20 protein-coding genes are annotated in these 23,705 nt (G+C 58.3%); 13 read left to right on the plus strand and 7 right to left on the minus strand.

Features of this window, described 5'->3' with window-relative positions; all coding sequences use genetic code 11:
- Positions 1 to 185: 185 nt before the first annotated feature.
- From AC07UK_RS27375 to AC07UK_RS27420, 10 genes are all read left to right on the plus strand, one after another.
- A complete protein-coding gene (locus tag AC07UK_RS27375) occupies positions 186 to 1,280 on the plus strand; it encodes a porin (protein WP_494686913.1) in 1,095 nt (364 codons plus the stop codon).
- 94 nt (positions 1,281 to 1,374) lie between these two features.
- On the plus strand, positions 1,375 to 1,773 hold the full coding sequence (locus AC07UK_RS27380; RefSeq protein ID WP_494686914.1) for a LysR family transcriptional regulator: 399 nt from the start codon (positions 1,375 to 1,377) through the stop codon (positions 1,771 to 1,773).
- A 6-nt stretch (positions 1,774 to 1,779) separates the two neighbouring features.
- A complete protein-coding gene (locus tag AC07UK_RS27385; protein WP_494686915.1) occupies positions 1,780 to 2,406 on the plus strand; it encodes a LysR substrate-binding domain-containing protein in 627 nt (208 codons plus the stop codon).
- A gap of 956 nt (positions 2,407 to 3,362) precedes the next feature.
- Positions 3,363 to 5,252, plus strand: coding sequence for a site-specific integrase (locus AC07UK_RS27390; protein ID WP_494693899.1), 1,890 nt, complete (start codon positions 3,363 to 3,365; stop codon positions 5,250 to 5,252).
- Positions 5,253 to 6,409: 1,157 nt separating this feature from the next.
- Entirely contained in the window at positions 6,410 to 7,717 is a 1,308-nt protein-coding gene (locus AC07UK_RS27395) for a hypothetical protein (RefSeq protein WP_494686917.1), read from the plus strand.
- On the plus strand, positions 7,714 to 9,222 hold the full coding sequence (locus tag AC07UK_RS27400) for a hypothetical protein (protein WP_494686918.1): 1,509 nt from the start codon (positions 7,714 to 7,716) through the stop codon (positions 9,220 to 9,222). Before AC07UK_RS27395 ends, AC07UK_RS27400 begins: the two co-directional genes overlap by 4 nt.
- Before the next feature lie 80 nt (positions 9,223 to 9,302).
- Complete coding sequence (locus AC07UK_RS27405; RefSeq protein WP_494686919.1) at positions 9,303 to 10,823, plus strand: TnsD family Tn7-like transposition protein; 1,521 nt, start codon at positions 9,303 to 9,305, stop codon at positions 10,821 to 10,823.
- Positions 10,820 to 11,608 carry a PDDEXK family nuclease gene (locus tag AC07UK_RS27410; RefSeq protein WP_494686920.1) on the plus strand — a complete coding sequence of 263 codons (789 nt, stop codon included), beginning with the start codon at positions 10,820 to 10,822 and terminating at the stop codon, positions 11,606 to 11,608. The genes AC07UK_RS27405 and AC07UK_RS27410 overlap by 4 nt, the downstream gene beginning before the upstream one ends.
- Positions 11,605 to 14,043: a TnsB C-terminal domain-containing protein gene (locus tag AC07UK_RS27415; RefSeq protein ID WP_494686921.1), complete on the plus strand. Its 2,439-nt coding sequence runs from the start codon at positions 11,605 to 11,607 to the stop codon at positions 14,041 to 14,043. Before AC07UK_RS27410 ends, AC07UK_RS27415 begins: the two co-directional genes overlap by 4 nt.
- Before the next feature lie 1,354 nt (positions 14,044 to 15,397).
- Positions 15,398 to 15,841, plus strand: a complete 444-nt coding sequence (locus AC07UK_RS27420) for a GNAT family N-acetyltransferase (RefSeq protein WP_436224336.1) — start codon at positions 15,398 to 15,400, stop codon at positions 15,839 to 15,841.
- A gap of 1,148 nt (positions 15,842 to 16,989) precedes the next feature.
- Here the strand turns inward: AC07UK_RS27420 and AC07UK_RS27425 are convergent.
- A complete protein-coding gene (locus AC07UK_RS27425) occupies positions 16,990 to 17,292 on the minus strand; it encodes a hypothetical protein (RefSeq protein ID WP_436224335.1) in 303 nt (100 codons plus the stop codon).
- A gap of 717 nt (positions 17,293 to 18,009) precedes the next feature.
- On the opposite strand from AC07UK_RS27425, the gene AC07UK_RS27430 reads away from it, so the two are divergent.
- Positions 18,010 to 18,222 carry a hypothetical protein gene (locus AC07UK_RS27430; RefSeq protein WP_436224334.1) on the plus strand — a complete coding sequence of 71 codons (213 nt, stop codon included), beginning with the start codon at positions 18,010 to 18,012 and terminating at the stop codon, positions 18,220 to 18,222.
- A 169-nt stretch (positions 18,223 to 18,391) separates the two neighbouring features.
- On the opposite strand, the gene AC07UK_RS27435 is transcribed toward AC07UK_RS27430, so the two are convergent.
- The 5 genes from AC07UK_RS27435 to AC07UK_RS27455 all read right to left on the minus strand — a co-directional run bounded on the left by AC07UK_RS27435 (position 18,392) and on the right by AC07UK_RS27455 (position 20,896).
- The gene (locus AC07UK_RS27435) at positions 18,392 to 18,631 is read right to left on the minus strand and encodes a DUF2789 domain-containing protein (RefSeq protein ID WP_436224333.1); all 240 of its coding nucleotides are present in this window, start codon (positions 18,629 to 18,631) and stop codon (positions 18,392 to 18,394) included.
- A gap of 66 nt (positions 18,632 to 18,697) precedes the next feature.
- Entirely contained in the window at positions 18,698 to 18,892 is a 195-nt protein-coding gene (locus AC07UK_RS27440) for a hypothetical protein (protein ID WP_436224332.1), read from the minus strand.
- Positions 18,893 to 18,977: 85 nt separating this feature from the next.
- Positions 18,978 to 19,676 (minus strand): hydrolase, encoded by a 699-nt coding sequence (locus AC07UK_RS27445; protein WP_436224331.1) that lies wholly within the window; start codon positions 19,674 to 19,676, stop codon positions 18,978 to 18,980.
- 611 nt (positions 19,677 to 20,287) lie between these two features.
- Positions 20,288 to 20,527 (minus strand): hypothetical protein, encoded by a 240-nt coding sequence (locus tag AC07UK_RS27450; RefSeq protein WP_436224330.1) that lies wholly within the window; start codon positions 20,525 to 20,527, stop codon positions 20,288 to 20,290.
- Positions 20,528 to 20,656: 129 nt separating this feature from the next.
- Entirely contained in the window at positions 20,657 to 20,896 is a 240-nt protein-coding gene (locus AC07UK_RS27455; RefSeq protein ID WP_436224329.1) for a hypothetical protein, read from the minus strand.
- A gap of 12 nt (positions 20,897 to 20,908) precedes the next feature.
- On the opposite strand from AC07UK_RS27455, the gene AC07UK_RS27460 reads away from it, so the two are divergent.
- Together AC07UK_RS27460 and AC07UK_RS27465 are read left to right on the plus strand one after the other, a co-directional pair.
- Positions 20,909 to 21,829 carry a helix-turn-helix domain-containing protein gene (locus AC07UK_RS27460; RefSeq protein ID WP_494686922.1) on the plus strand — a complete coding sequence of 307 codons (921 nt, stop codon included), beginning with the start codon at positions 20,909 to 20,911 and terminating at the stop codon, positions 21,827 to 21,829.
- A 209-nt stretch (positions 21,830 to 22,038) separates the two neighbouring features.
- Complete coding sequence (locus AC07UK_RS27465; protein WP_436225343.1) at positions 22,039 to 22,749, plus strand: response regulator transcription factor; 711 nt, start codon at positions 22,039 to 22,041, stop codon at positions 22,747 to 22,749.
- Between the two features lie 72 nt (positions 22,750 to 22,821).
- Here AC07UK_RS27465 and AC07UK_RS27470 read toward each other — a convergent pair whose 3' ends face one another.
- Complete coding sequence (locus AC07UK_RS27470) at positions 22,822 to 23,214, minus strand: response regulator transcription factor (protein WP_436224327.1); 393 nt, start codon at positions 23,212 to 23,214, stop codon at positions 22,822 to 22,824.
- Positions 23,215 to 23,705 lie beyond the last annotated feature (491 nt).

Consider the following 23,705-nt stretch of genomic DNA (forward strand, 5'->3'; position numbering starts at 1 on the left):
TTTGTCCCACGCGTGCTCGAGCAACGAACATAAGTGGGCGCAAGTTGCGTAGATGGGAAGGAAAGCGTCAGCCTAGCAATGATTTCCCCGTCTCATTGGGCAGGCGCATGAAGAGCATTTTCGACATGGTGTTCCGTCGAGTCGAGGCGACGGAACCCTCAAGAATAGCGAAGCAGAGGAGAAGAGTGAAGATTCGCAACCTTGCGGGTGCGCTCGCGCTCGCCGGTCCGGCGTTGGCTTTTGCCCAAAGTAGCGTCCTTGTCTACGGCGTTGTGGACACAGGCATCGCCTACGTCAACGGCGTTGGGGCAAACCGAGATTCGTTGACCTACATGCCAAACCTGTCTGGCACCGTGCCATCGCGATGGGGTCTGCGTGGTAGCGAAGAGCTTGGTGGCGGCAACAAGGCCATCTTTACCTTGGAATCCGGGTTTGCATCGGACTCGGGTACGGCGGGCCAAGGTGGTCGAATGTTTGGTCGCCAAGCGCTGGTTGGCGTTACCGGCACCTGGGGTCAACTCTCCGTGGGGCGCCAGTACACGATGTTGTTTTGGGCCATGCTCGACCCTGACATGCTCGGCCCGAACGTGTTTGGCTCGGGATCATTTGACACTTATCTTCCCAACGCGCGCGCCGACAACTCCATCGCCTATAAGGGCACATTCGGCGGTTTCACTGTGGGCGCGACATATAGCTTCGGTCGCGATGCAGTGAATGCTGGACCGAGCCCATCGGGCACCAACTGCGCAGGTGAGAACCCGACAGACAAGAAGCAGTGCCGCGAATGGTCGGTAATGCTCAAGTACGATGCGTCTGCGTGGGGTGTCGCCGCCGCATATGACTCACAACGCGGAGGCCCCGGTGCGTTTGCGGGCCTGACAAGCAGTTCGCTGAAAGACGACAGATTATCGCTGAACGGCTATTTCGTTTTCGGTAAGGCGAAACTCGGTGCCGGATGGCTCCGGCGCGACAACGAAGGCAGCGCTACGCCGGTCAGCGACTTGTACTATGCAGGCGTGTCCTATGCATTTACGCCTGCCTGGAGCGGGGACTTCGAAGGCTTCCACCAGCGCTTCCATAACAGCCCGAACAAGGCTTGGATGGCCGCAGCGCGTACAACGTATGCATTTTCGAAACGAACTTCCGTCTACGGGACAGCTGGTTTCATTTCGAACGGTGGGAACTTGACCTTGTCAGTCAATAGCGGATCGGTGGGTACAAATACTACGCCTGGTGGCAACCAGCTTGGCGGGATGCTCGGAGTGAAGCACATTTTCTAAGTCGTCTTTTGGGCGCGGTATAGGAGTCTTAAGAACCACCGCGACCCCAGTTGTGGCGCCTATTTCATGAAAGGAGCGGCTATGGAAGCTTCCGATGTTGAGTAGCTTTAAGAATAGAATTCGGCTGAGGCATCTCCATTGCCTTGTTGCCGTGGCGCAGGCAAAGCATCTCGGCAGTGCCGGTGAGCGTATGGGCTTGACGCAACCCGCGGTATCCAAGACGTTGCGGGAATTGGAAGAGTTAGTAGGGTGCCAACTATTGGTGCGCCATCGTACCGGCATCGAGCTCACTGCAAGCGGTGCAAGACTCTTGCGTCACGCGCTTCGGATCGTCGAGGAGGTCGAGGCGGTAGCTGGGAATATTTGCGGAACAGAGTGTAGTGCTGTCCAAAGCGTGCGGCTCGGTGCGCTTCCCAGTGTCGTTCCTGCTTTCCTCGCTGACGCTCTCACCTCGTTTCGAGTCGAGCATCAGAATGTTGGCTTGGCAGTTTAAACTGGTATGAACCGGCAATTGATTGACCAGCTTAAGTCAAATGTCGTTGACCTTGTTGTCGGGCGGATGGATGACCCGCCGGTGATGGAAGGGCTTTGGTTTGAGTCGCTTGGTACTGACACTCTCGCCTTTGCTGTGCGTCAAGGTCATCCACTTGTCGGCGTGAGGAAGTCGGTCCTCAGAGAGTGCCTACGTTGGCCAATGATCGTTCCTGCCACTGCGTCGATACCGCGACACAACTTGGAAAGCTTACTGTCGAGAAACGGGCACTGCATCCCCTCCAATTGCATCGAAACCTCGGACGCTTACTTGGGTCGCTTGCTGACGAGGGAAAGTGATGCCGTGTGGATTGCCCCAATGTCCGCCATCCGGCGAGCAGCTGGAGCAGACATGTTGAGCCTGCTGCCAATTAGTACCGTGGGCGTTGAGGAGCCTCTTGGTATCCTGCGGCACAGGGACCGTGCATTGGCCCCCGTCGTTGACGCGTTGACTAGCCAAATACGAGCGGCCGCTCAGAAATGGTTCCGAATCGACGACGCTGAGTCCAACGGCAGCCTGCTGATTCCTGCCGAGTTGACCAAAGCGCGGAAGGTCGGCACACACCACTCGAACCCGGGCCTATCTCTTGCCTGACAAGAAGTCGACCCCTTCTGACGTAGGCGCGTTCGACGGAGTTGGATCCTCTTCTACGACAGGACAACGTGAAGGTGCGGTTCGGAGGAGCGCAACAGCCTTTCCATGAATTAGCCATCGCGCCAAAATCGGTTCACCTCTCAGGCTGGTTTCCTGCTTCGAGGTTTGCTGACGCGCTGTCGAGGCTTGGCCCCTCTCGTCAGCATCAGCTGTTGATGGTCGGTATGGAGCGATGGTGGCCAGCCACTTCTCCCGGCTCAGCGCTCGAAGCACCTGAATCAGTGTCCGCAATGTCGACGCATTGCCAGACTCAAGATTCTGCAGGGCGCGAACGCTAACGCTTGCATGTTCTGAAAGCGTAGCCTCGTCCCAGGTTGCGATGTATGCGATACCTCTTGTGGGGTCCCCAAGCGCGAATTCCAGCTCCACTGGCGTCGGGTGCCTACTGGACGGCTTGAAGTCCTTGGTAGTGCCCGCCACTCGCTTGGAAAGCTCCGGCGGAAAAGAAGCGACGACTCTGTCTGTGGGCTGGCTTGTGCAGCCAGGGTGTTGCAAAGCCTTCGGTTCCAACCGGCAGAAACCTGCCGTTTGCAGTCGGCACGACATGCCGCGCGCTGCTAAGCGTCGTCGTAGGAGCGATGGCGGCTGGCATAAGGCAACGCACAGCATATCGCCTCGATTCGCGTCGCAAATTTTCGTAATTTCGCTGCGCAAGATAACCCGGCTTATGTTGCGCAACAAAAGTGGCGACGCATCCGAACTGGTGGCGGGCCGTGAGGCCTCTACCTGACGCAGCGGCGGCGCGGCGCGACGCGCGCGCCGCCTAGCGACGGTCAGATGCCATGCCCCATGCTGTTGCATGGCGGCTATCCGGCGATTGCCTGCGCAGCGGACCGGCGCGGTGACTACAGTGAGAAAAGCGCTGAGGCCGGCCACTGTCCGGCCAAGCCTTCGCGATGCCGTCTGCCGATGCTCCGTTGCCCCGCATTACGCGTCCCCGCCTGCACCGGGGCCATTTCGCCTTCCTGCGTGGGGTCATTCAGGGCTTGTCGCCCAAAGGGCTTTGGGATCGCTATCTGAGCGATCAGGGCGAGTTCGACGGCCCGGTCGTGCATCGGATGACCGGCTGGATCCGCGGCGAACTGGCGGCCACCGCGGCGCGCGGCGGCAACTTTGGCCGCGCGCACCTGCTGCGTCTGGATCTGTCGCCGCGCGCGTCGGCGGAATTGCCCGCGCTGGACACCTTTGTGGCTGCCGCGGGGCTCGATGGCTTTAGCGAGGCGGAGCAGCAGGCGGCTTACGCGGCGCGCTATGGCACGGCACTCGCCCAGGACCAGCGGCGGGTGCAGTTGTTGCGCCGCCAGTTGTTTGCGATCCATACTTTGGAGGCGCAGGCGGCGCTGCCGGTTGGCTTGCAGGATGGCTGCGAGGCCTGGCTGGTGGACTCCCTGGCGACGCGCTTGGCCAGCCACGGGGTAGCGACGCTGGCGGACCTGCATGCCCGCATGGGCGCCAGTCCGGTCTGGTGGCGGGACGTGCCGGGCATCGGCGCGGGCAAGGCGCGGGCGCTGCGGCGCTTTGTCGAGGCCCACGCGAAGACCCTTGGTCCGCTGCCGGCGCCGGAAGCAGAGCATCGCGACGGCAACCCTGCGCCCGAAACGCTCCCGGCTGTCGTGACGGTGTCGCCGCTGATGCCGCTGGAGCGCCTGGTGCTGCCGCACACGCTCAGCGGCCGAGACGGCCGCTTCCGCGCCGACCGCGCGCGGTGCCACCTGGCGGCCGACGATGATCGCGCGGCGATCCTGGCCTGGCTCGCGGCCAAGGGTCCGGCGCCGGGCGCGCAGGAGCGCCTGACACACACCCAGCTGGCGTATCGCAAGGAGGCGGAACGGTTTCTGTTGTGGATCACGCTGGAGCGCCGTTGCGCCTTGTCGTCGGCGACGGTCGAAGACTGCGTGGCGTACCGGGATTTTCTGCTCGACCCGCCCGCGCACTGGTGCGGTCCGCGCGCAATCCCGCGCTGGCAGGCGGGGTGGCGCCCGTTGGAAGGGCCGCTGTCGGCGCGCTCCTGCGGCTACGCGCTATCCGTCCTGAGCAATCTATTTGGTTTCCTGGTTGGCCAGGGCTACCTGGTCGGTAACCCCTGGCGCGCGGTGACGGTACCCAGGCGGCTACCACGCGGCCCCGACATCGGCCGGGGGTTCACCGCCGCCCAATGGGCCTGCGTGCGCGAAGCGCTCGGTCGCTTGCCCGCCGGGCTGGCGTCGCAGCGGCTGCAGGTCGCCTTGCCGCTGCTGCACGATACCGGGCTGCGTCTGGCCGAACTGCTTGCCGCGAGCACCGATGATCTGCGCTGGGCATCCTGGACCGGTGAGGCGGCAGAGCGGGTCGAGGGCTGGTGGCTCACGGTGCACGGCAAGGGCGGCAAGCTGCGCGAGGTGCCGGTCCCGGCCGCGTGGATCGACGGGCTCACGGACTATCTGGCGGCGCGCGGCTACGTCGGCGGCCTCGCGCAACTGGCGGGCGTGCGGCTACTGGGTCGGGCGCGGGCGAGCAACGCCGAACCCGGTGTGTCTGCCAGCGTCTTTCACCGACAGTTAAAGCGCTTTCTGGCCGCCTGCGCTAGCGATCTTGAAGCGACCGAGCCGGTGGCAGCGCAGCGGCTGCGACGCGCCAGCACGCACTGGTTGCGGCATACCCACATCTCCCATGCGCTCGACGCGGGCGTGCCAGTCGAAGTCGTGCAGCAGAACGTCGGCCACGCTTCGCTCGATACCACCACGCGCTACGTGCGCACCGAGCAGGCGCGACGCCAGGTGATGATGCAGAAATTGTGGAGTCGGTAAAAAACAGTAGCCGCGAGAGCGGCAGAGTAGGGATCTTAGGCCTACCATTCTAGGTGGCCTGTACTTATCGCCCAATGGCGTGGGGTGGGCCGATGTTTGGGGGCGTTGCTCAATGCAGCATCGATTCGATGTTGAAAGATGAATGTCTCTGCGAACGAGCGAAAAATAAATATTATTTTCTAATGGTGAGAAATTGAAAATTAATTACACGCCTGCTGCTATAGCGAACGGCTTAAGCATAGCCTAAGTATAGGCAAGAAAATGCCCTGAAAAGGAACGAATTTTCCAAAAAAGAAACCCGCCCGTTCTTGGGGAAGGGGCGGGTTTATTCCTAGAATCGGGTATCTCTGTCTGCCGGAGAACCGACGATGCCTGGTACCTAAATGCGCCTTTCGGCGCATTATCCCTTAACAATTCCGCATGTTCCGCATGCCGACGCTGTTTCCGGGAATCTTTCAATACTGCTGGTTGGCGCTGACAGTATGGAAGATGGTTCGGAAATCGTCAAGGCGGGGGGAGCCCTCTGCTCCGGGATTTTGCGGAATGCTGACGAGTGGGCATTTCCGCCATGCCGAATACCCGACTACTTCGCCTCTCACGCATTGCCCGTGTTCCCCGTCGCTTCGCGCAGACCTGGGCTGAAACGCAGGATACACCTGCATGCGACCCCTCCTCGAATTTGCGCGCCCGTCATGCCTCCGGCAGGAGGAGCGGCCTTGCGGGCATACCCATTCATTATCGGCTGCGGCACATCGTCATCGGTCTGCGCGTGTATGAGACGGGAAGCAGGGACGATCGCGCGCTGAGCTTGCCGGTAGGAGCACCCACGCAAGCAGTTGACGAACCTGCAGCACGGAGGTGCGCCATGACCGCGGTCGCCAGCAGCCCCGGGAGCGCATTAGTCGGGACGCGCATAGACTGCGCGGCGTTGGATGTGCCTCTGGGCATGCAGGTACGTTGTTAGCACTAGCTGACCACGCACGCCGTGGGCTCGCCGTGTGTCGGCAAGACAAGCGCAACTGGCAACCACTGGCCAGCACGGTTCACTGCATGGCCCGATGCGGCTGGCATCGACCGGCGTGCGACTACGACTTCCCAACCACGCGGCAAATGACTGTGTGGTTCGCCCGATATGCAATTTGGGACAGGAGAAAAGCATGACCGCAATCAGACAGCGCAAAAGCGCTCCCGATGTCGGATACATTCGCGCTGATCCCAGCAAAGGAAGCTTCCTGATGCAGAAGCTGCCTGCGTTACCTGCTGCTCCACAGGCTTTTGCCGAGACGCTCAGCCGCGGAAGGAGCGTTCCCGACGTGGGAAAGGAGCAATGCGTTCAGTCGGAAAAGATTAAGGTGGACATCGCCATTGAAGAGGCGTTCTTCCCCACTGCGCACGAAATCCTAGCCGCGCGGGAGCTGGTGACTAACATCGAGCATGTGACGCGCGCCAAAGGCAAGTCACTCATCGAGGTCAGTCAGACCCATGCCCTTGTCACGCGCAATTCGTTGTTTGGCACATATGACGTGAGGCCGGCGAACCCAGATGCGGCCCATCGGCGCGTCATGACAGTGTGCGCCCCTTGGTCCATGGAGGGCTATCGGCTGTTCTATGCCACGCGCAGCCTCTACCGGAAGGCCATACCACATGAGGAAGTGATCGAATTCAATGAGCGCGGCGACCTTATTAGTACACCCGTCAACATCACGCAGATTCCGCTACTGATCGTACGGATGCCGGTCCGGCCCGGGCTGCGCGCGCTATGTTTCTCTGTCCTTGATGCCATTGACGAAGCCACGGGGTCCAACGTGTTTTACGAAGAGGTCCGGCGCCAGCGCAGTACGGCGGCATGGGTCATCAACCTGCGACGCTGGCTCTCCGGCTTAAACATCGGTACGGTCGCGATCGTGGGCATGAACTCTACGCATGCGAAAGCAAACGGCTTTCCTGAGTTTTTGGCGGGACTGAACGAAATCGTCGATACGACAGGTGGTCTCGCGCTCTCCATGTCGCCGGCGTTGTACCACGGTATTGCAGAGACTGAACTGGATTTGCTCTGCCCGACACCACCGATTCAGATCAATGGGTATGCGGCGTCAGACTGTGACGCGCTAGCCCGGCATTGCTGGGCGCTTCTCGGACGTCCAGAACCAATGCCCGATGCTATGGTCGCCGCCATCCGAAGCACCTACGGCCAACGACAATGGATCAAACTTGTTTTGCGCGAGTTGAACCGCAGGCTGACCGGGCGGCGAAAGCTTCCCGACGAACTTTTCACTAGGCTTGTTGACCGCGCGTGCGCGGGAGTGGCCAAACAGCGCGGGCTATGGAACGGGCTCGAGATCGACTCAGCGACGGCAGCCCGCCTGCGAGACTGGATACCGCTGGAGTGGTCGAAAAATCGGAAGAGCAAGGACGGCAAGCTCCTGCCGCTGTGCGCGCCCGAGAAGACCGGAGACGCATCATGAATCTGTTCGCTGGCCCTCGCGATCCCTTCGAAGCCGCCAGTAGTTTGGGCGAGTCATTGCTCGGACCGTATCCCAACATGCCCAAAGGCTACGAGTTGGCTTTCCGCAGCATTACCTGGCCACTTACAATGATTGCGCAAATTGGGAAGGGGTACTACGGCAATGTCGAATCCTTGAGCCGTACACGCACTCTGGTGGGTGTGTGTCGCTTCATGTATGACCAAGATAAACGGCCATCCTTAGAACGCCTCCTTCAGATGGGCAAGATCGTGTCGGCCTGTGCCACGCGCAGAGCATCGAGGCAGAATTTCCAAATTCACGTGGCGAAAATGTTGTGCCCACATTGCGCGCGCGAGGGCTGGAAAGAGTTCGGTGCAATAGGTGTTCTGTGGCCGCATTTGGGGCCGATGGTCGAGGCGTGCTGGCGCCATGGCTGTCTTCTCGGTCCATGGACGCTCGATACTATGACTTGGATTCATGGGTCATCCGCCTGTCGCGCATCGGCCGCCCAGGTGCGCTACGCACGCAATATGGTGCGGCTGTGCGACATGGGCAACGACGTCATGGGGACATGCGCCTTCCTTGCGGACTGTCTACAGGGACTCGGATTTGCCTCCGCGGACGGCGATCTCAGCCGCAGTGCGTTCACGGAGAAATTCGTAGCTTACGTCGACCGTAACGTGAGCAATTCGCTTCACAAAATGATCGTGAGTTCTTACCACGCCAGCAAGCATGTGTCGACGTTCTTGCGTTCCCGGGGGGAAAAGCGTATCCATCCCCTGCATCTGACTTTGCTGCTTGGTTTCATTGACGAATTCACAAGCGCCGGCGCTGCAGTGATCGCGGCCAATCGGACCAAGCCGCCCAACCGATCTTCATGGAAGTCATCGGTTGAGCCGGAAATTCCGCCAGGTCCCTACGAGCGCGGCGATGCCATGGGCCTTCTGTTGCTGGGCTGCTCCTATCAGACCGTGGCATCGCTAACCGGATGGCCGCTTGAGAGCCTGCAGCAGACGATGCGAAAACGAGGGCTGCGCGAGAAGGTCATCGATGCTAGAGAGCGATTTTTGATACCCCTTGCGAGGGAGCGCTGGATTGCCATCCGCGAAGCGATGCGAACCGACATAAGACCTGCGCTGAGAGCGGATCGCAAGCGATTGGACAATTGGTTGAATAAGCATGATAAGGCTTGGCGCACGACATACTTGCAGCGCCAGACGAAAAAGCTGAAATTCCTGGTCAAGGTCCCGGAGACTGAACAAGGCCTGGCGCGCTTGACGGAATCGCTACGTATCGCAGCGGATGCGCTCGTGGCTCGCGGGCATCGAAAAGTTTTGTCGATTCGTGCCATGGCCAACGAATCAGGGATACCAGTGTGGCACCTCCGACAATGGCTCGCCAGCGAGGAGCGAATCCAGGAGCTTTACGACGCGATCGTTCGGGCCACTGCGGAGCCCTTTCCCCGGCGAGGGGGCCGGGCTCGCGCCGCCGGTCAGAGCAAATAGGCCAAACGCGCCCGGCTACTGGGCAAACTCACCAAAGCCAGTGAGCCATTCCTGGCTGTTCGCGACAGATGGAGGGTTCAATGATGACTCGCAACGCGTCTGCACAACCCTGCGTTCCCCGGGATTCCTTCGAGCACGCGGCCAGCCTGGGACGCAGTCTGTTGGGACCCCCACCGTTGATTCGACGTGGCGGCCGATCGTGCGCGCGAGAATTGGCCTATGGCACAGCGAATTGGCCACTGAATGTCATTGTGGCTTATGCCGGCGGTTTCTATGGAACGGCTGAGGCGATGCTGCGTGAACGAACGCTGGTGGACTATTGTAAGTTCCAAATCGCGCCGGAGCACAGGCCATGGCTAGATGCCTACGCACTCGACGGAACCGGCTTCTATCGACCCTCACCAATGATGCCGTGGTTGGTGGCGGAACTGCGAAAGCCGTCGGCATGCCCCCTTTGCGACATGGAGGCCTGGATCCTCCGCGGGCTGGTGGCCGACTATTGGCCGCATATGGCTCCGCTTGTCAGCGCATGCTGGCGACATGGTGTCGCACTCGTTGACAGACGGCTAGTTCAAGGCGAAGTCCGGGAGAGTCGGCCGAACATTGCGAGTGACGCGCAAGTCCATTACGCGCAAAATGTGCTTCTATTGCGCGAGTTGGCACGGGACATGCGTGACGCGGCGCACCACTTTGCCCAGCACTTGAACGAGGCAGGGTATTGCCATGCGAACGGTGAGTATCGTGTCGGCCGTTTCTCGCAAAGCCTGCAGCGGTATGCGCAAGCGCAATTTGGTGGCCATCCGATCTGCAAGGCAATGGCAGCGTTGTCGTCCACGCGCGCAATACTGCGCTGGATCCGGGCGGAAGGCAACGCCACCGTGCATCCGGCCATGATGGTCGTGGTGCTCGGTTTTCTTCAATCAGACGCCTTACCTGTTGGGCTTGCGAGCCAGAGTACGCATCCGCATCGTCGAGATCGGGAGGGATGGCAAGGGCGATACCGCAACCCGAGGTTGGTGATCAACGATCAGAGGACTTTCGACAAAGACGATATCGAGCGGCTGCTTCGCCGCGGTGTGCCATGCGCGCAGGTGGCGGAGTTTTGCAAAGTGAGCACGAGTACGGTGTGGCGCGTGGTGAAGGAGCGGAATCTGCGCCAATGCATTCGTGCGCTGCAATTGGAGCGTTGTCGAAAGGAGGCCAGAGATGCCTGGACCAGGGCACGTAAGCGCTTCCCTGCTGCGTCGCGAAACCACCTGCGCAAGCAGGAGTCTCGCGCATACAAATGGCTGCAGAAGCATGATCGAGAATGGATGGAGACGCAACCGAGTGAATATCTTCCTCCTGCCGGCTGGAGCCGAAGCGCAATCCCGACGGCGGAGGCCTCCGTCTTGCTCGTCTCGAGGCTTTGTAACGCCATCGAACTCGTTCGCAGCCAACATCCGGCAGGACGCTGCAGCATTTCCGCGCTTTGTCGAGCGTTGTCCATCACCCGATATATGCTCTTGACATGGGCGCAGGCGTCTGCGGAGGTCGCCGCGCTTCTGGCGGATGAGATGGACCAGCCAATCCAAGCACGCTTTTTTTGGAGAGACACATGACGCTGCGCCTCGCATCGTTCCGTACGCTATGCGTGCCAGACCCAATGCTACCGTTGCCATCCCATGATGCTCTGGACGTTCCTCATGGCGCCAACTTTCCGGATGTTTTCGTGCGATTACACAAGCGAAGAGCGGGCAGCGCCGGCAAGACGAATGATCTGCGTGGAGGTCTCGCATACACTTTCATCGGCAACGAGATTTCCGCTCTGGACCTACTGCTGAAGGTCCACCCGTGCGTGCGGGAAGTGCGATGCAACTACCCACTCGTCCTCCCGCGTCCGCCGACAAGACGAGGAGGGCGATCCTCACGGCCAAAGATGGTGCTGATCGACCGCATGCTGACCGTGGTGCTCAAGTCTCGACCTGATCGGTGGCATCTGCACGCGCTGTTTGTGCAAGAGAAGAAACTGAGACTCGCGGAGGAATTCCTCAGCGGCTTCGGCGCCGTCTCCTTCGAGCTCATCTCCATTTCGGATCTTTGTCGCGTTGAAGTCAGGAACGCTGCTCAATGTTATCAATGGCTCCTTGGACTCGACATCCGGGAACTGAAAGAAGAGGCCCAGCATTTCGCGACGGAATTGCAGGCACTATACAACCGGAAGAGAGCGCGTGCCATTTCGCTGGATGCATTTATCGGCAAACTGGCGTCAGTCATGCGTTGCGACCGAGACCACGGCTACCGCCTGCTGGGTACCGCCATTGTCTATGGATTCGTCGAACTGGACCATACGGATATTCTCTGGATGCCGCGGCCGCTCAAACTACGCGAAGGGAGTGCATCATGATGGTGGAGCCATGCCCGTTTGTTCCGTTTGTCACCGTTGTCCAATGCGCCTTCAAGGGCGGAAAAGCACGTGACTATCGATTCGTGCACTTCGATGCCAGGAAAGGACACCTTATCTTCTTTGATCTCTCGTACTCGGGCGCGTCCATGGGCGAGATGTTCGTGACGAAGAGGATCAGCGAAATCGTTGAGATGACAGAGCAGGATATCCGTGTCGTCGAAGATCGATATATCTCGGACCGAATGCGTTCGTGCCAACCCGTCATGAGTGCAGGGGTACGAGACCAATGGATGACCAGATGGAGGCGACTCAGAAGCCTGGTTGATACGCAGTTTGCGGACGAGGATTTGCTGGAGGGCCATGGCATTGCCGACATCTACACAGATGAGGGCTGGCGCGACCGGGTCATCGAAAAGCAGGCAAAGCGGATGGGCTGCTCCAAGTGGTACATCAGGGACAAGTTGGCAACGTTCATTCGGCATGGTGGAACCATGCAGGCGCTGATTCCTCTCACGGACCTTTGCGGAGCAAGGGGAAAGCCGAAATGCATGAAGGCACATGCCAACAAGTCAGGTCGACTGACCACTCAGCAACGCCGCCAACGCGCGAAGAAAGGCCGAGACAACGTCCCGAAGGCCAGAAACCGATTCACGGCCTTCTGGAATCAACGCATGAATGAAGCGTTCGATGCGCTGATAGATAGGGATGGACCGTGGGCGATCCTTGTCATCAAGAAGAACCAGGATTTTCTGGAGTACTTCTATGCCAATCATTGCTGGGATCCCAGCTATCCAGAAGAGGGCATGCGGCGCACGATTGATCCGCGTCGTGTTCCGTCGGCCGGTTCATTGCTGTACCACCGCGATCGGATTCTTCGTGATCGGCCGGACTTAAGCATAGTCGGGGACGCCGGGCGTCGTGTCGCGGGCGGCTCGGCACGAGATCTTACCTATGATGTGCTCGATATTGCAGACCTCGACGGCGCGAGGTTTCCTGAAGTCAGTTTGGTGCTGGCCGATGACGACGCCCCCAATGTCCCTTTGAAAGAGTATGTGCAAATCGGCGAGCCTGTCGTCATGTTCGCCATTGCCCGTAAATCCTCTGCATACGTTGGATGGTACTTGACGCTCGGAGAGCGCGGCGAAAGCTATCAGCACTGTATTTACAACACCTTGATGGACAAGGCGCCACGTCTCATGGCATTGGGACTGAATCCGGAGGATTATCCAGGAATTTGCTCAGGTGCCTTTGATCAGGTGGTCGTGGACCGTGGGGCCGGTGCATCCGCAAAGGTGATGGAATGGACCGTGGAAGGGATCAGATTGGATCTGCGGATGGCCCGTGCGGGCGTCCCGGAGGATAAGGGCTCGGTCGAAGGGGGCATCGGGCGTTTCAAGACGCACCTCCGCCGCAACGGAATACTGTCCAGGCTGGTTCGTCGTACGGTCCTTCAACGCTTTCGGGCTCTTCCGGTCGGCGTGCTCACGCTCAGGCGGCTTAACGAGGCGCGAAAAGCGCGACGGATTCGCAAAGCTAACATCAAATTGATCGCCACGCCAAAGGCGTTCGAAAGGTTGATCGTCGAAACGATCAACGAATTGAACCTGAAGCGCAGAACGAGTATCGCTGGCATGACGGAGGAAATGTTGCTAGCTGGCGTTGCGCCGACTCCGCTAAGCATGCACCGCTATTTTCAAGGCCTCCGGAGAGGCAACGCAGCATATCCTCGATCGGATGCGGATTTGCGAGCATCGTTGCTGCCGAAGCGGCTATGCACGGTTGCTGGAGGAAAGATAAGGGTGGGTCAATTCCGCTATGGTAGTCCTTCAAGTACTCCTGAAGGTGAGCAAGGCGCCCAAGCGTTGCTGGCGCACGTACGTCTACTGGTCCCTGAGAATCCGACGGGCGGCACAATCAAGATCACGGTAGCGGTTGAACCATATGGCAACTATGCTTGGTGGCTCCGAGGGCCGGGCGATTGGGTATTGCTGGCACCTGACATCGAATCTGAAAAAACGTGGGGAGTCCATCGGGATTTTATCGAGCGGGCGGGATTGGAGGCGCACCTGGCCATTGAAAATGCCAAAGTAGGGGCAAACGTTGTGGCGAAGAAGCTGAAGGCGGTCACCGCTGCCCAGAGCAAAGCGATTGGCGACATTGAAGCCCACCGCGAGGGGATTGACAAAGCTAAGGGGAATGTCAATAAGGCAGCTCGCAAAGAGGCACAGAAGACTCAGCAAGCAGAGCGTTATAACGAATCCGCTGCAGAAGTAGGGCTGCGACCGTCTACAAAAGCGCCACCGACCAAGGCGACGCCAAGCCCAGCGGGGGAAGACCCATGGGCAGATCCGACTTCCCTTGCCGAACTGTTTGCCAACACAGAAACACGCGGCGATTCGGTCGACGGAGTGGGCGCGAGTTCTACGGCTTCGTAACAAGGCCCTGATACAGCAAGCCATCTTCCAGAAGGAGAAATCTCCCCTTGGTAACTCGGCCCTTGCAGAGCTATCGCTCGAGACCTACTCGGCTAAGTTTCGACGGTCTTGCACGAGATGGAACTCCCCGATTTGTCTACTCGCTTAGTCCGATCACAGGGCATCGTGATGTAAGTACCTATGATGAGGGCGGCGCGCGATCGGTCTAGCCCTCAGCCTGGTCGTCGCGTCGAACCAATATTCGCTCCACGCCCGGCGCGATACGCCGCCACCATCTTCACACTCGCAGCATGTCAGCGCTTGCACAGAGGAACGCGACGTCAGCCGATTATGACCGCCGGCCACCGTCCTACACTCGACAACTTCTGGTGTGCGGCACGGCGATATTGCTCCGCTGAAAGATTTACGAGTTGAGACTATGTCTTGGGTGCGAGCAAGTGCGACGGTCACCTGCAGTTTCCATTGCGCGCGGAGATCGCTGCGGTTCGATACCTTCTCCAGACTGAAGGCTGAGAGCCATTCATTGGCAGTTTTCCAACTTGCGATTGGCTGCTGGCCGGCAGACATCAACTGGTCACACACCTTTTCGGCAAGCAATACAACATTTTTGCGACTTTATTTCTAGATAGGAAAGTCGTAACAATTTTCCCGATCTTCCATCTTTGCCTTCTGGTCGAACCATCATGGTTTGCCGTTTTTTGACCTAACTATATGATATATAAGGAAAATTTTACTGATAGCGGAAAGATCTTGGTACGATTTCAGACTTTATTAGGTTGTGACAGAAGTGGCAATGAAAAATACATAACTGCGAAAACCACAAATAAATAGCTGCTCAGCACATCTCAATCAGGCTGCATCCCTTGTCCAGTAAGGCTGGCAGCTATATTTTTGCGATGATGCGCACTAGACGTTCCGGAGCATCACCCGCGGCTCCGCAGCGCTCAATGTAGATTCCTATTTCTTTATCGCAGTGAGTGCTTGCAAACTGTTATGTGGCCCTTCGTCGATATTATGACGTGAAATTAATTTGACTTATATCAGAGTTAAGGGTTGCAATGTGCGTTGAAGAACATTGATGACTCAGTCGGGTGAAAGAATTTATCTCCACTAGGACATACTGTCTAGAAGAGCGTGCTTTTAGCACGCCGCGCTTTCGGGGGATTTTTATTGTGGTTAGCAGGACCGCCTTTTGATGAAGAGGCAGAAAATGTGACAGTTTATTCCTCAGTCGTTGACGTATGACACTGGCCGATATAGCAAATCGGGACGACGCGCGGATGAACGGCGCACCTTTGTGAGGTGATACGCTCTCAATCGGTCGTACGCACGTCGGGAGGCCAGGATAAAAAGAATGATAAAAGACATGCGAATCCGGGCAGCCGAGCCTGCAGATATGCAGGCCGTCTCGCAGGTGCTCCACTCCTGCGGTTTGCCCATCAGCGATATGGACCACTTGTCCCGCCTCTTCAGTCTGGCGGTCCTGGGGGGAAAGGTAATCGGTTGCGCCTGCGGTGAAATATGTGGCGAGACGGTCATCATCCAATCCGTTGCGGTTCTAGCAGAGTGTCGGGGCCACCAGGTTGCCACTCATCTTGTCGGGGCTGTCTTGATGCGTGCCCGCGCCCATGGCTGCACCAAGGCTGCGGTGCTCACGTCTGAATATCCCGCATTCTTTGCCCGCTTTGGGTTCACACTCACCGCCGTCGGCGAGATGCCGCAAGAAATGCAGCTATCGAAGGAGTTCGTTCGACGCTTCGGCGCGAGAACGCATTGCATGTGCCGGCGACTCGATTGACGAATTCATTGGTAGAGCTTGCATCGAGCTCAATCAGCCTGGCAAAAAGAAGGCCCGTGAGGCGCGAGCCTCAGCGGGCACTATCAATCGGTCTTTCGACCACGCAGAGAAGGAGATTGCAGCTGTTGCGGAGATACCCAACCAAGCTGTTTAAGAGTAGGGCAAGCCGAAGCAAATTGCTAGGCATGCGGACCGTTCAATCTTGAAACGCAGCCCGAACTTCGCCATGACGCTCGCAGCAATATGGTTCTGAGGAACGTTTAGATGCAGCCACGACTGAAAGTCGACTTACATTTCTGCTGTCGTCTTATACAACCGCCGAGTGAACAGGCCGTCGAACGAGATAGTTGAGAGTTGCCGGGAACAATTACCGAACGTGCGCCGCTGGTTCTGCGAAATCAGGACCTGATTGGCCTCATTGCTTGCACGCCCTAACAATGAGTTGATTTGAATGGAGCGACCGAGGTTGTCGGGTTCATGCGACATCTCAGTGGACATTTTAGATTCCCCCCCTCGTTAGTGGGACCCATTTTCGGGCATTGTCGATTGCTGCTCACGCCGCAGCGGCCTATGATGGATTGCAAATATTGCGCCACACAGGTATCTGGTCATGGCTACTGTCGCCTTGGTCGCATACGAAGGTGGCGCTCGGGTATCGGGGGTCAAATGGACGACGAGGGCTACAAGCCTTGGCGGCGTCGCTGGTTGCGCTTGCATTCGCGGTCGCTGCTAGCTAACTCGCTGGCATTGGCGGCGGAGGTCGAGCTGGAGGCGTATCTAAGAGAAATGCGCACCGCCTACCGCAACTATGGCGACTTCACTGAGAATGAGATTGACTTCATTTTTCGGCGAGTTCGTCGAGGCATCCAACGGATGCCGACGCTTCACAGCGCACCGCAGTGCGCGCGGCGAGCGCGTGGACGAATCCGGGCACTAGGCCAGCGTTTAATGACGGAAGCTGCATGGCTCAATGCACGTGTGCCGTAGTACTCGAGCGGGTGGTGGGAAGTAGGCGTGGCAGTCGGCAACGTGCTGAATCAGGGCAAGGTACTGATACGGAGCGTTGCCGCAGTCTGAGAAGTCCCTGGGTACAGATACGACTGATTTTTCCCCCCGGCCATGGCATTTGCGGTAAAGGACGCGCTTTACTACTTGCTGGTCTTCTTGACTTTCTCCTTTGGCAAAACAGATGGGGCTTCGGGTTCGGAAACGAAGGAAGTCGGGGCCACCGTACCAGGCGTTGCTGTTGCGCGTGTCTTGTCGGTGGCCTGGGCCTGGGTTGCTTGACCGTTCTCGTAACCGGTCGCAACAGATTCCAGGTAACCAGTCGGAAACTTCTGTTCGGGTGTTACACCGGGTTCCGCCCACACTGTATTGCCGGCACAAAGCGCGATAGTCCCAATGGCAACGACGTGTTGCCATGTTAGGGGCACGAAGAGTTCGTGATTCATTAACGCCTCCATATCCATCCCGGGTAACGACATAGCCTAGCGAGAGTCATGCCACGCCCATGGAGGACAACGACTACGGGCGTCAAGTAGGTCTGGAGGAATCGATTAAATTGGCTGAAGGCCTATAAGGTTTCATGCCTGAAATAATAAAGGCATCACTAAAGTTATATCCCGAACCAGTAGCGCTTGCTAACAGTAGCGCCCCGGATTTAAAGATATTCATCGGCGTCTAACTACAGCCTCTGGTTCGAATTTTGACGTCCGGAGCGAACGCGGAAAGGGTGACTGGCTTAGCTGAGACCGGCCACGCGTTCTGTTTCATCTCTGATTCCTGTCAAGGCGAAAGAAGGAAGGAAAAGAGAATTCATCAAACGCGAAATGCGCAGCGTAATTTGCTTTGCCGAGCAATCAGTTGCATACATGTGACAAGAGTTTCGCATATCAGTCTTAAGGATATTTCAATTTGCCAATTGGAAGTCAATGGGGCGAACGCAAGCCGAAAGGGGAAGAAATTGGCTCGGCCGTTGCTCGCGTGTCCGGACTCCAGGCATAACGAGGGTCCTCATCACAAGGTGCCTCGCAAACAACGATTCACTGGACTTCGCCTCGACTTTGCCGGGTGAACAGCGTTCCGGTTTCAGTGAACTGGCGCGAAAACGCGCGCTCGCTTCGGTTGGTTCTGAACTGCTGAAGTTCCAGCGGTGAAACGCAAGTTATTTGGCGGAGCAAACCGGCCACTTCGATGCCCAAACAAATTTCAACGGAATCAAGCACCTATCACGCGGGGCACAGTTTTCGCGAGGCCACATCGCCGGTTTCCTCTTCGAGATCACGGCCACGGCGACGCTGGAAAGCGACGGCGATGCGCGGGTATGTTTCAAGGAAGCAGGTCTCGGAACCAACCCAGCCAGCGCTTCGCCCATTGAGTAACGCTACAAGAAAGTAACGCTACAAGACTGAAACAAACAGCGCGCCGACTGTTCGACCGCCGCTGGGTCCTGCGGCGACCGGAGCGGCATTCGATGTCAATACACCGGTTCCGTGCAGCAACAGCATTGGCCTCAGTCAGGAATTGGAGCAGGTCTCCAGCAGCGTTCCGTCAAGCAGTTGTGCGCAATGCAAGATTCAATTGGTCCACGGCCTGTGCCCAGTCTGCATCCTCGTCAAATTCGTCGCGCAGCAAGGCTGCCTGGGCCGGCGTCCAGAATGGTGCTTCCCAAAGATTGATGTCTTGCGGCAGCGGCGAATGCTCCGCAACGAACGCAAGGATGTCCGCATTGCTCGATGGCAAGCCGAGCTGGGCGAACAGGTCAGAAAACTGGTGAAATGGGGTGTCCATGGGAAACGTCTGGGAAGCAGGGTTTTGGCGGATGAAATGAAAGTGTGGCCGTAGGACTGCGCCTTTTTACAAGGGAGCGGCGCTCGCGTTAATGGGCTGTTCTGCCCAGCTATACATGGCCCGCGCGATCAGCGCGCAAACGGCGAGCGTGCCTGAGACAACGCCCAGTGACGAAGACGTGTGGGCGTGTGCATTAAAGCCGGTAAGGAATGCAAACGCCGCCATTTCCCACTTTGTGGCGATCTTCTTGTCGTGTGTCATTTTTCAGTGAGCCGTGGCGGCGTTGCAGTCGAAGGTCGTATGGCGCCGAAAACTACACGGAGCCTTCGGCGCAGACTGGAGTTGTTTAGTTCTCGATCACCGGCGCATGCACGGGCGCGATCGACTCGTGCGTGGTTGCAGTACGTTGCGCGGCCTTGTGGACCATCGTGTAGGCGTAGTCCACGCCCATGCCGTAGGCGCCAGAGTGTTCCTTGACGAGCTTCATCACGGCGTCATAGGTATCGCGGTGTGCCCAGTCACGCTGCCATTCGAGCAGCACCTGCTGCCAAGTCACCGGTACCACGCCGGCCTGGATCATGCGCTGCATCGCGTAGTCGTGGGCTTCTTTGGTCGTGCCGCCCGAGGCATCGGCCACCATGTAGATTTCATAGTCGCCTTCGAGCATCGCACTCAGGGCGAAGGTGGTATTGCAGACTTCGGTCCACAGGCCTGCCACGACGATCTTCTTGCGGCCATTAGCGGCCAACGCGTCGCGCACCTTCTGGTCATCCCAGGAATTCATCGAGGTGCGCTCCAGCGTTGCCTTGCCGGGGAACACGTCCAGGATCTCCGGGTAGGTATAGCCGGAGAACGACTCGCTCTCCACGGTGGTGATGGTGGTCGGCACGTCGAAGATCCTGGCCGCCTTGGCCAGGCCCACGACGTTGTTCTTCATGGTCTGGCGGTCCATCGACTGCACGCCAAAGGCCATCTGGGGCTGGTGGTCGATGATGATCAGTTGGCTGTTGTGCGGGGTCAGGACCTGCAGTTTGGCGTTCGACATGATTTCTCTCCAAAAAATTTGATTCGACGATTTGAGTTTTGTTTGGCGGCGCAAGATTCGCTCCATCGCGTTGTTGCGCTGTCCATGTGCAGAACTATACCGACCGCCACATCCCAGAGAGCGGCCTATCTCCGCAATAGTTATTCAAAAAAATTGAATTACGTTCGTTGAGGCGCGAGAGAACGCTGCCCTAGTGGGCCCATCGCCCTTGGAAGAAGCGCAACATGAGTTCCGCGGCCTCGAGCGTCATCGTCTTGCAAGTGCGTACCTTGTTCAGGTCGCTGGGTGACCAGCCGTTTGTTGAAAATCGCCGCGCGAGCGATATAGCGCGACAAATAGGGAGCAGGTCTCTATGAATGCACGACCGGCGTAGACCGCCCAGTCACATGTGCGTATGCAAGGCACTGGGTGAAGCCGGATGGCCAGAGTGGCCGCCGAAGAAGTGCAACCGGCCACCGGCGATACGCCACGTCGAGAGCTTCGAAGTAGCGGCGGCAGCCGTAAAGTACTGCCTTGTTGTACCAGGCGATGGCGTTAATGGGTGCCGGCAGCGGCAAGAGCGCCAATTGTCGACCCTGTGAGCCGCAGCGCGTACTTCGTCACCGGCTCGTCTACAAGGCTTTCAGTGCGCGGCAAAGGAAGTGAGCGGCGCGAACCGCCAGGTCGAAGGACGGATCACGCGCCAGCTCGCGACCGGCCACGCAAATGATCCAGTCTCCCCTTCTGCGTTCGCAGCTCATCATCTGGTCTTCCATCTGATCTGAGAACCAGCGCCACAACGTCGCGTCTTGTTCATTGGCATGGGCCGCTGCCTGGAGCTGGGCCATCTTTAAGCAGATGTTGCCATTCATGGAATCTCCGTGTTTGCACATCCCGTGTCTCTCTCAAGTGCCGGCCCAGCGCAGCCAAATGTTGACTTGGGGCTTGCGCACTTTATTCGGATGAGTCCACAGTTTCCATCGTCTTCTGGTATGACTGGCCTACACGCTTGGCGCGTCTGTAACGCATTCGGCATCCAGGCCGGCAAGCATGTCGCGATCTGCTTGAAGATCGGGGGCGAAATCAGCAGCCCCAATTTCCTTCGTGGTTGGCGATGATAGTATGTTCTCCAGGCAGTCGTTTGACTGCAGGAAGGCGGGCGCTTTTCGAGCTGCCAGCGTCAATGGTATTTTCAGTAACGCAAGGTCGCCCGGTCGTGTCTGGCTTGGCGCGACGATCATGACTACCTGGCCATGCGACTCTCCACATCTACTCACGAATCTGCCAAGCCGGCCATTCAGCGCGACTCATTGGGGTGCTTGTCGGAGGCATTGCGATACGATCAGGCGCTTGCCGCCGGCGATCTCAATTTCTACCGCAAGAGTTCCGTGATTGAGCGGATCAGTCAGGTAGTGACCCCGGCTTCAGCACGAGGGTTTCTGGTTGGCGTCTCTCTGATGGAAGGCCATCGTCGACGCATTTTTCGTCCGAATCAGGCGAACATGCATGCATTCGAGGCAGGTTCCATCTATCTGCGGAACTTCCAGGATGACTACAAGGCGGACATGTACGGGACGTTTGATTTCGTACTCATCGAACTGCCGCGCCCCTTCATGGAGCGTACAGCCCTGGAACTTGGCTGCCCCGCAGGTCTTGAACTGCGGCATGCCGCGGCGCAGACGGACGCCGTGCTGGCCCATCTCGCCCAGGCACTCTTACCCGCGCTCGCGCGGCCTGAAGGCGCCAGCAGGTTGTTTATCGATCAACTCGGACACGTGATCGGTACATACCTGGTCGAACACTATGGAGGTGTCAATCGGGGACACATTCCCTCCATTGGCCGACTTTCGCCTCGCATCCTTGCGCGGGCGCAGGAGTTCCTCGCGGCGCGGCTGGACGACGGAAACGTGTCCATTGCCGAGGTTGCTGATGCGTGCCAATTGTCCCGAAGTCACTTTTCCCGGGCATTTCGGCAGAGTACTGGCAAAACACCACATGAATGGCTGCTGGAGCGTCGCCTCGAGCGCGCGGCGGCACTGCTGCGCACCACGGACTTGGCGATAGCTGGGATTGCTGCGTCGTGCGGCTTTGCGGATCAGAGCCATCTCACACGCAGCTTTTCTAAGAAGCTTGGCCTGACGCCGGGTGACTGGCGGAGCGGTCGGCAGGACTAGGCACGCCTGGGTGCCAGCACTTGCCAGCCATTATTGGCCGGCGCTGAGCACAAAAAGACAATGGAGCGCACACGCGTTCAAGCCAAAGGGCTGGTGTAACACTACATTGCTATCGGGCGTGTCGTATCTCCCCTCATGGACCCATGGGGTGATCGCGCCCCTGATGTCGATGCTACGTGGAGGGCCCTACCGTGACTGCTGTATTACCGATGCGCGCCAAATCTGCGCCGCAGGACGACGCGGTGGTCCTTGTTGTCGATGATGACTTGCAGGTGCGAAACGCGCTGGGAAGCCTATTTCGCTCAGTCGGCATCCAAGCCATGCTGCTCGACTCCGCGGCCGAGCTTTTTGCCATCGGCTTCCCAGATGCGCCTTGTTGCCTGGTTCTCGATGTGCGCCTGAAGGGGCAAAGTGGCTTGGATGTGCAAGCCCGCATGGCAGAGCTCGGTATTCATATTCCCATCATCTTCATGACCGGCTACGGGGACATTCCGATGACGGTTGCTGCCATGAAGGCGGGGGCAGAACACTTCCTTTCCAAGCCGTTCCGTGAACAGGAACTGCTCGATGCCGTCACGGAGGCACTACAGAAGGAGGCCTCGCGACGTGAGCGCTTGTGCCGATTGGCTGCAGTGCGCGACTGCTTCCGTTCCCTGACGCCGCGGGAGAGTGAGGTCATGGCGCATGCCGCATCAGGTTTGACAAACAAGGAGATTGCCGCCGCCATGTGCATCAGCGTGGTGACTGTCAAAGTTCATCGATGCCAGGCAATGCGAAAAATGAGGGCTCGGAGTTTTGCCGATCTGGTGCTTCTTGCGCAAACTCTCGGTCTCGTGCTGCTTCCCTCTGAGTCCGAAGCTGATGAGCAGCCTGCCATCCGGCTGCAGCCTAGACAGCTTGGAACCGCAACCCTAGCGTAGGGACGGCATCGGGCAGCGTGCAGAGGACGAAGGTGATGTAAGGACGTCTCATCGATCCACTGCACGACACACTCACGATGGAGGAGAGTCCGTCTTGCGAGGACGTATTGCTTTTTCAATGCATCGGATCATGTCCGTGTCCTGAAATGGCTTGTAAAGAACGCACGTCGCACCCATTGCCTTGGCACGCTGATCGAATCCCTCATGCGCAAATGCTGTCATGAAAATGACAGGCATATCGAGATTGCGTGCGCGCAAGGCCTCTATCAAAGCGAAGCCGTCCATGCCGGGCATTTGCGCGTCCGTGATCACGCAGGACATGCAAGGCAGCGAAGTGCACCGCAGTAGCTCTTGACCGCCTCCGAACAATTGCACGCCAAGATCGAGCGAACGCAGCAGCCCCCCCATGGCATTTCGGACGGCGACATCGTCGTCAACTATTGCGATCGTGGGGCGAGCTATCACACTGACTCCTTGAACACGCGCTGAGCGCCGGCAATGCTCTGCTGGAAGCGTAACGCCGAATCGGTGCACACCCTATCATACGATGGTATTGCCGATTCCTCGGGTGCACGTCCCACGCTACGTTGCGATGAAGTCACGCTGACCAGTAAAATCAGTTCCCCCGCGATAGTGAGGCAGCCAGCTATTCTGTCCGTGTCATACCAAGGTATTACATGCATAGCCGCGTCGAAATGGCGCCGCTCTGGGAGTTCTGATTGTCGGTGACCGGTGCGCCCGCAGCCGTGGTGAGAGTGTCTCTGTTCATCGTGATTCTTCTTGTTGGTGAAGGAGATTGGGGGGCTTCGTGCCGGAGATCAGTACACGGATGCGAAACCAGAGGAGGTAGCCGATGAGTCACCCTTCGCCGCGCAGGACTGTCCTTCGCACAGTGCACTGCTCCGGCTACACGGGACCTCGCTATGGCCAACCACTTGTTTGGTGGCGAACTCCGG

This window comes from Cupriavidus sp. GW821-FHT07C08 (assembly GCF_059419025.1).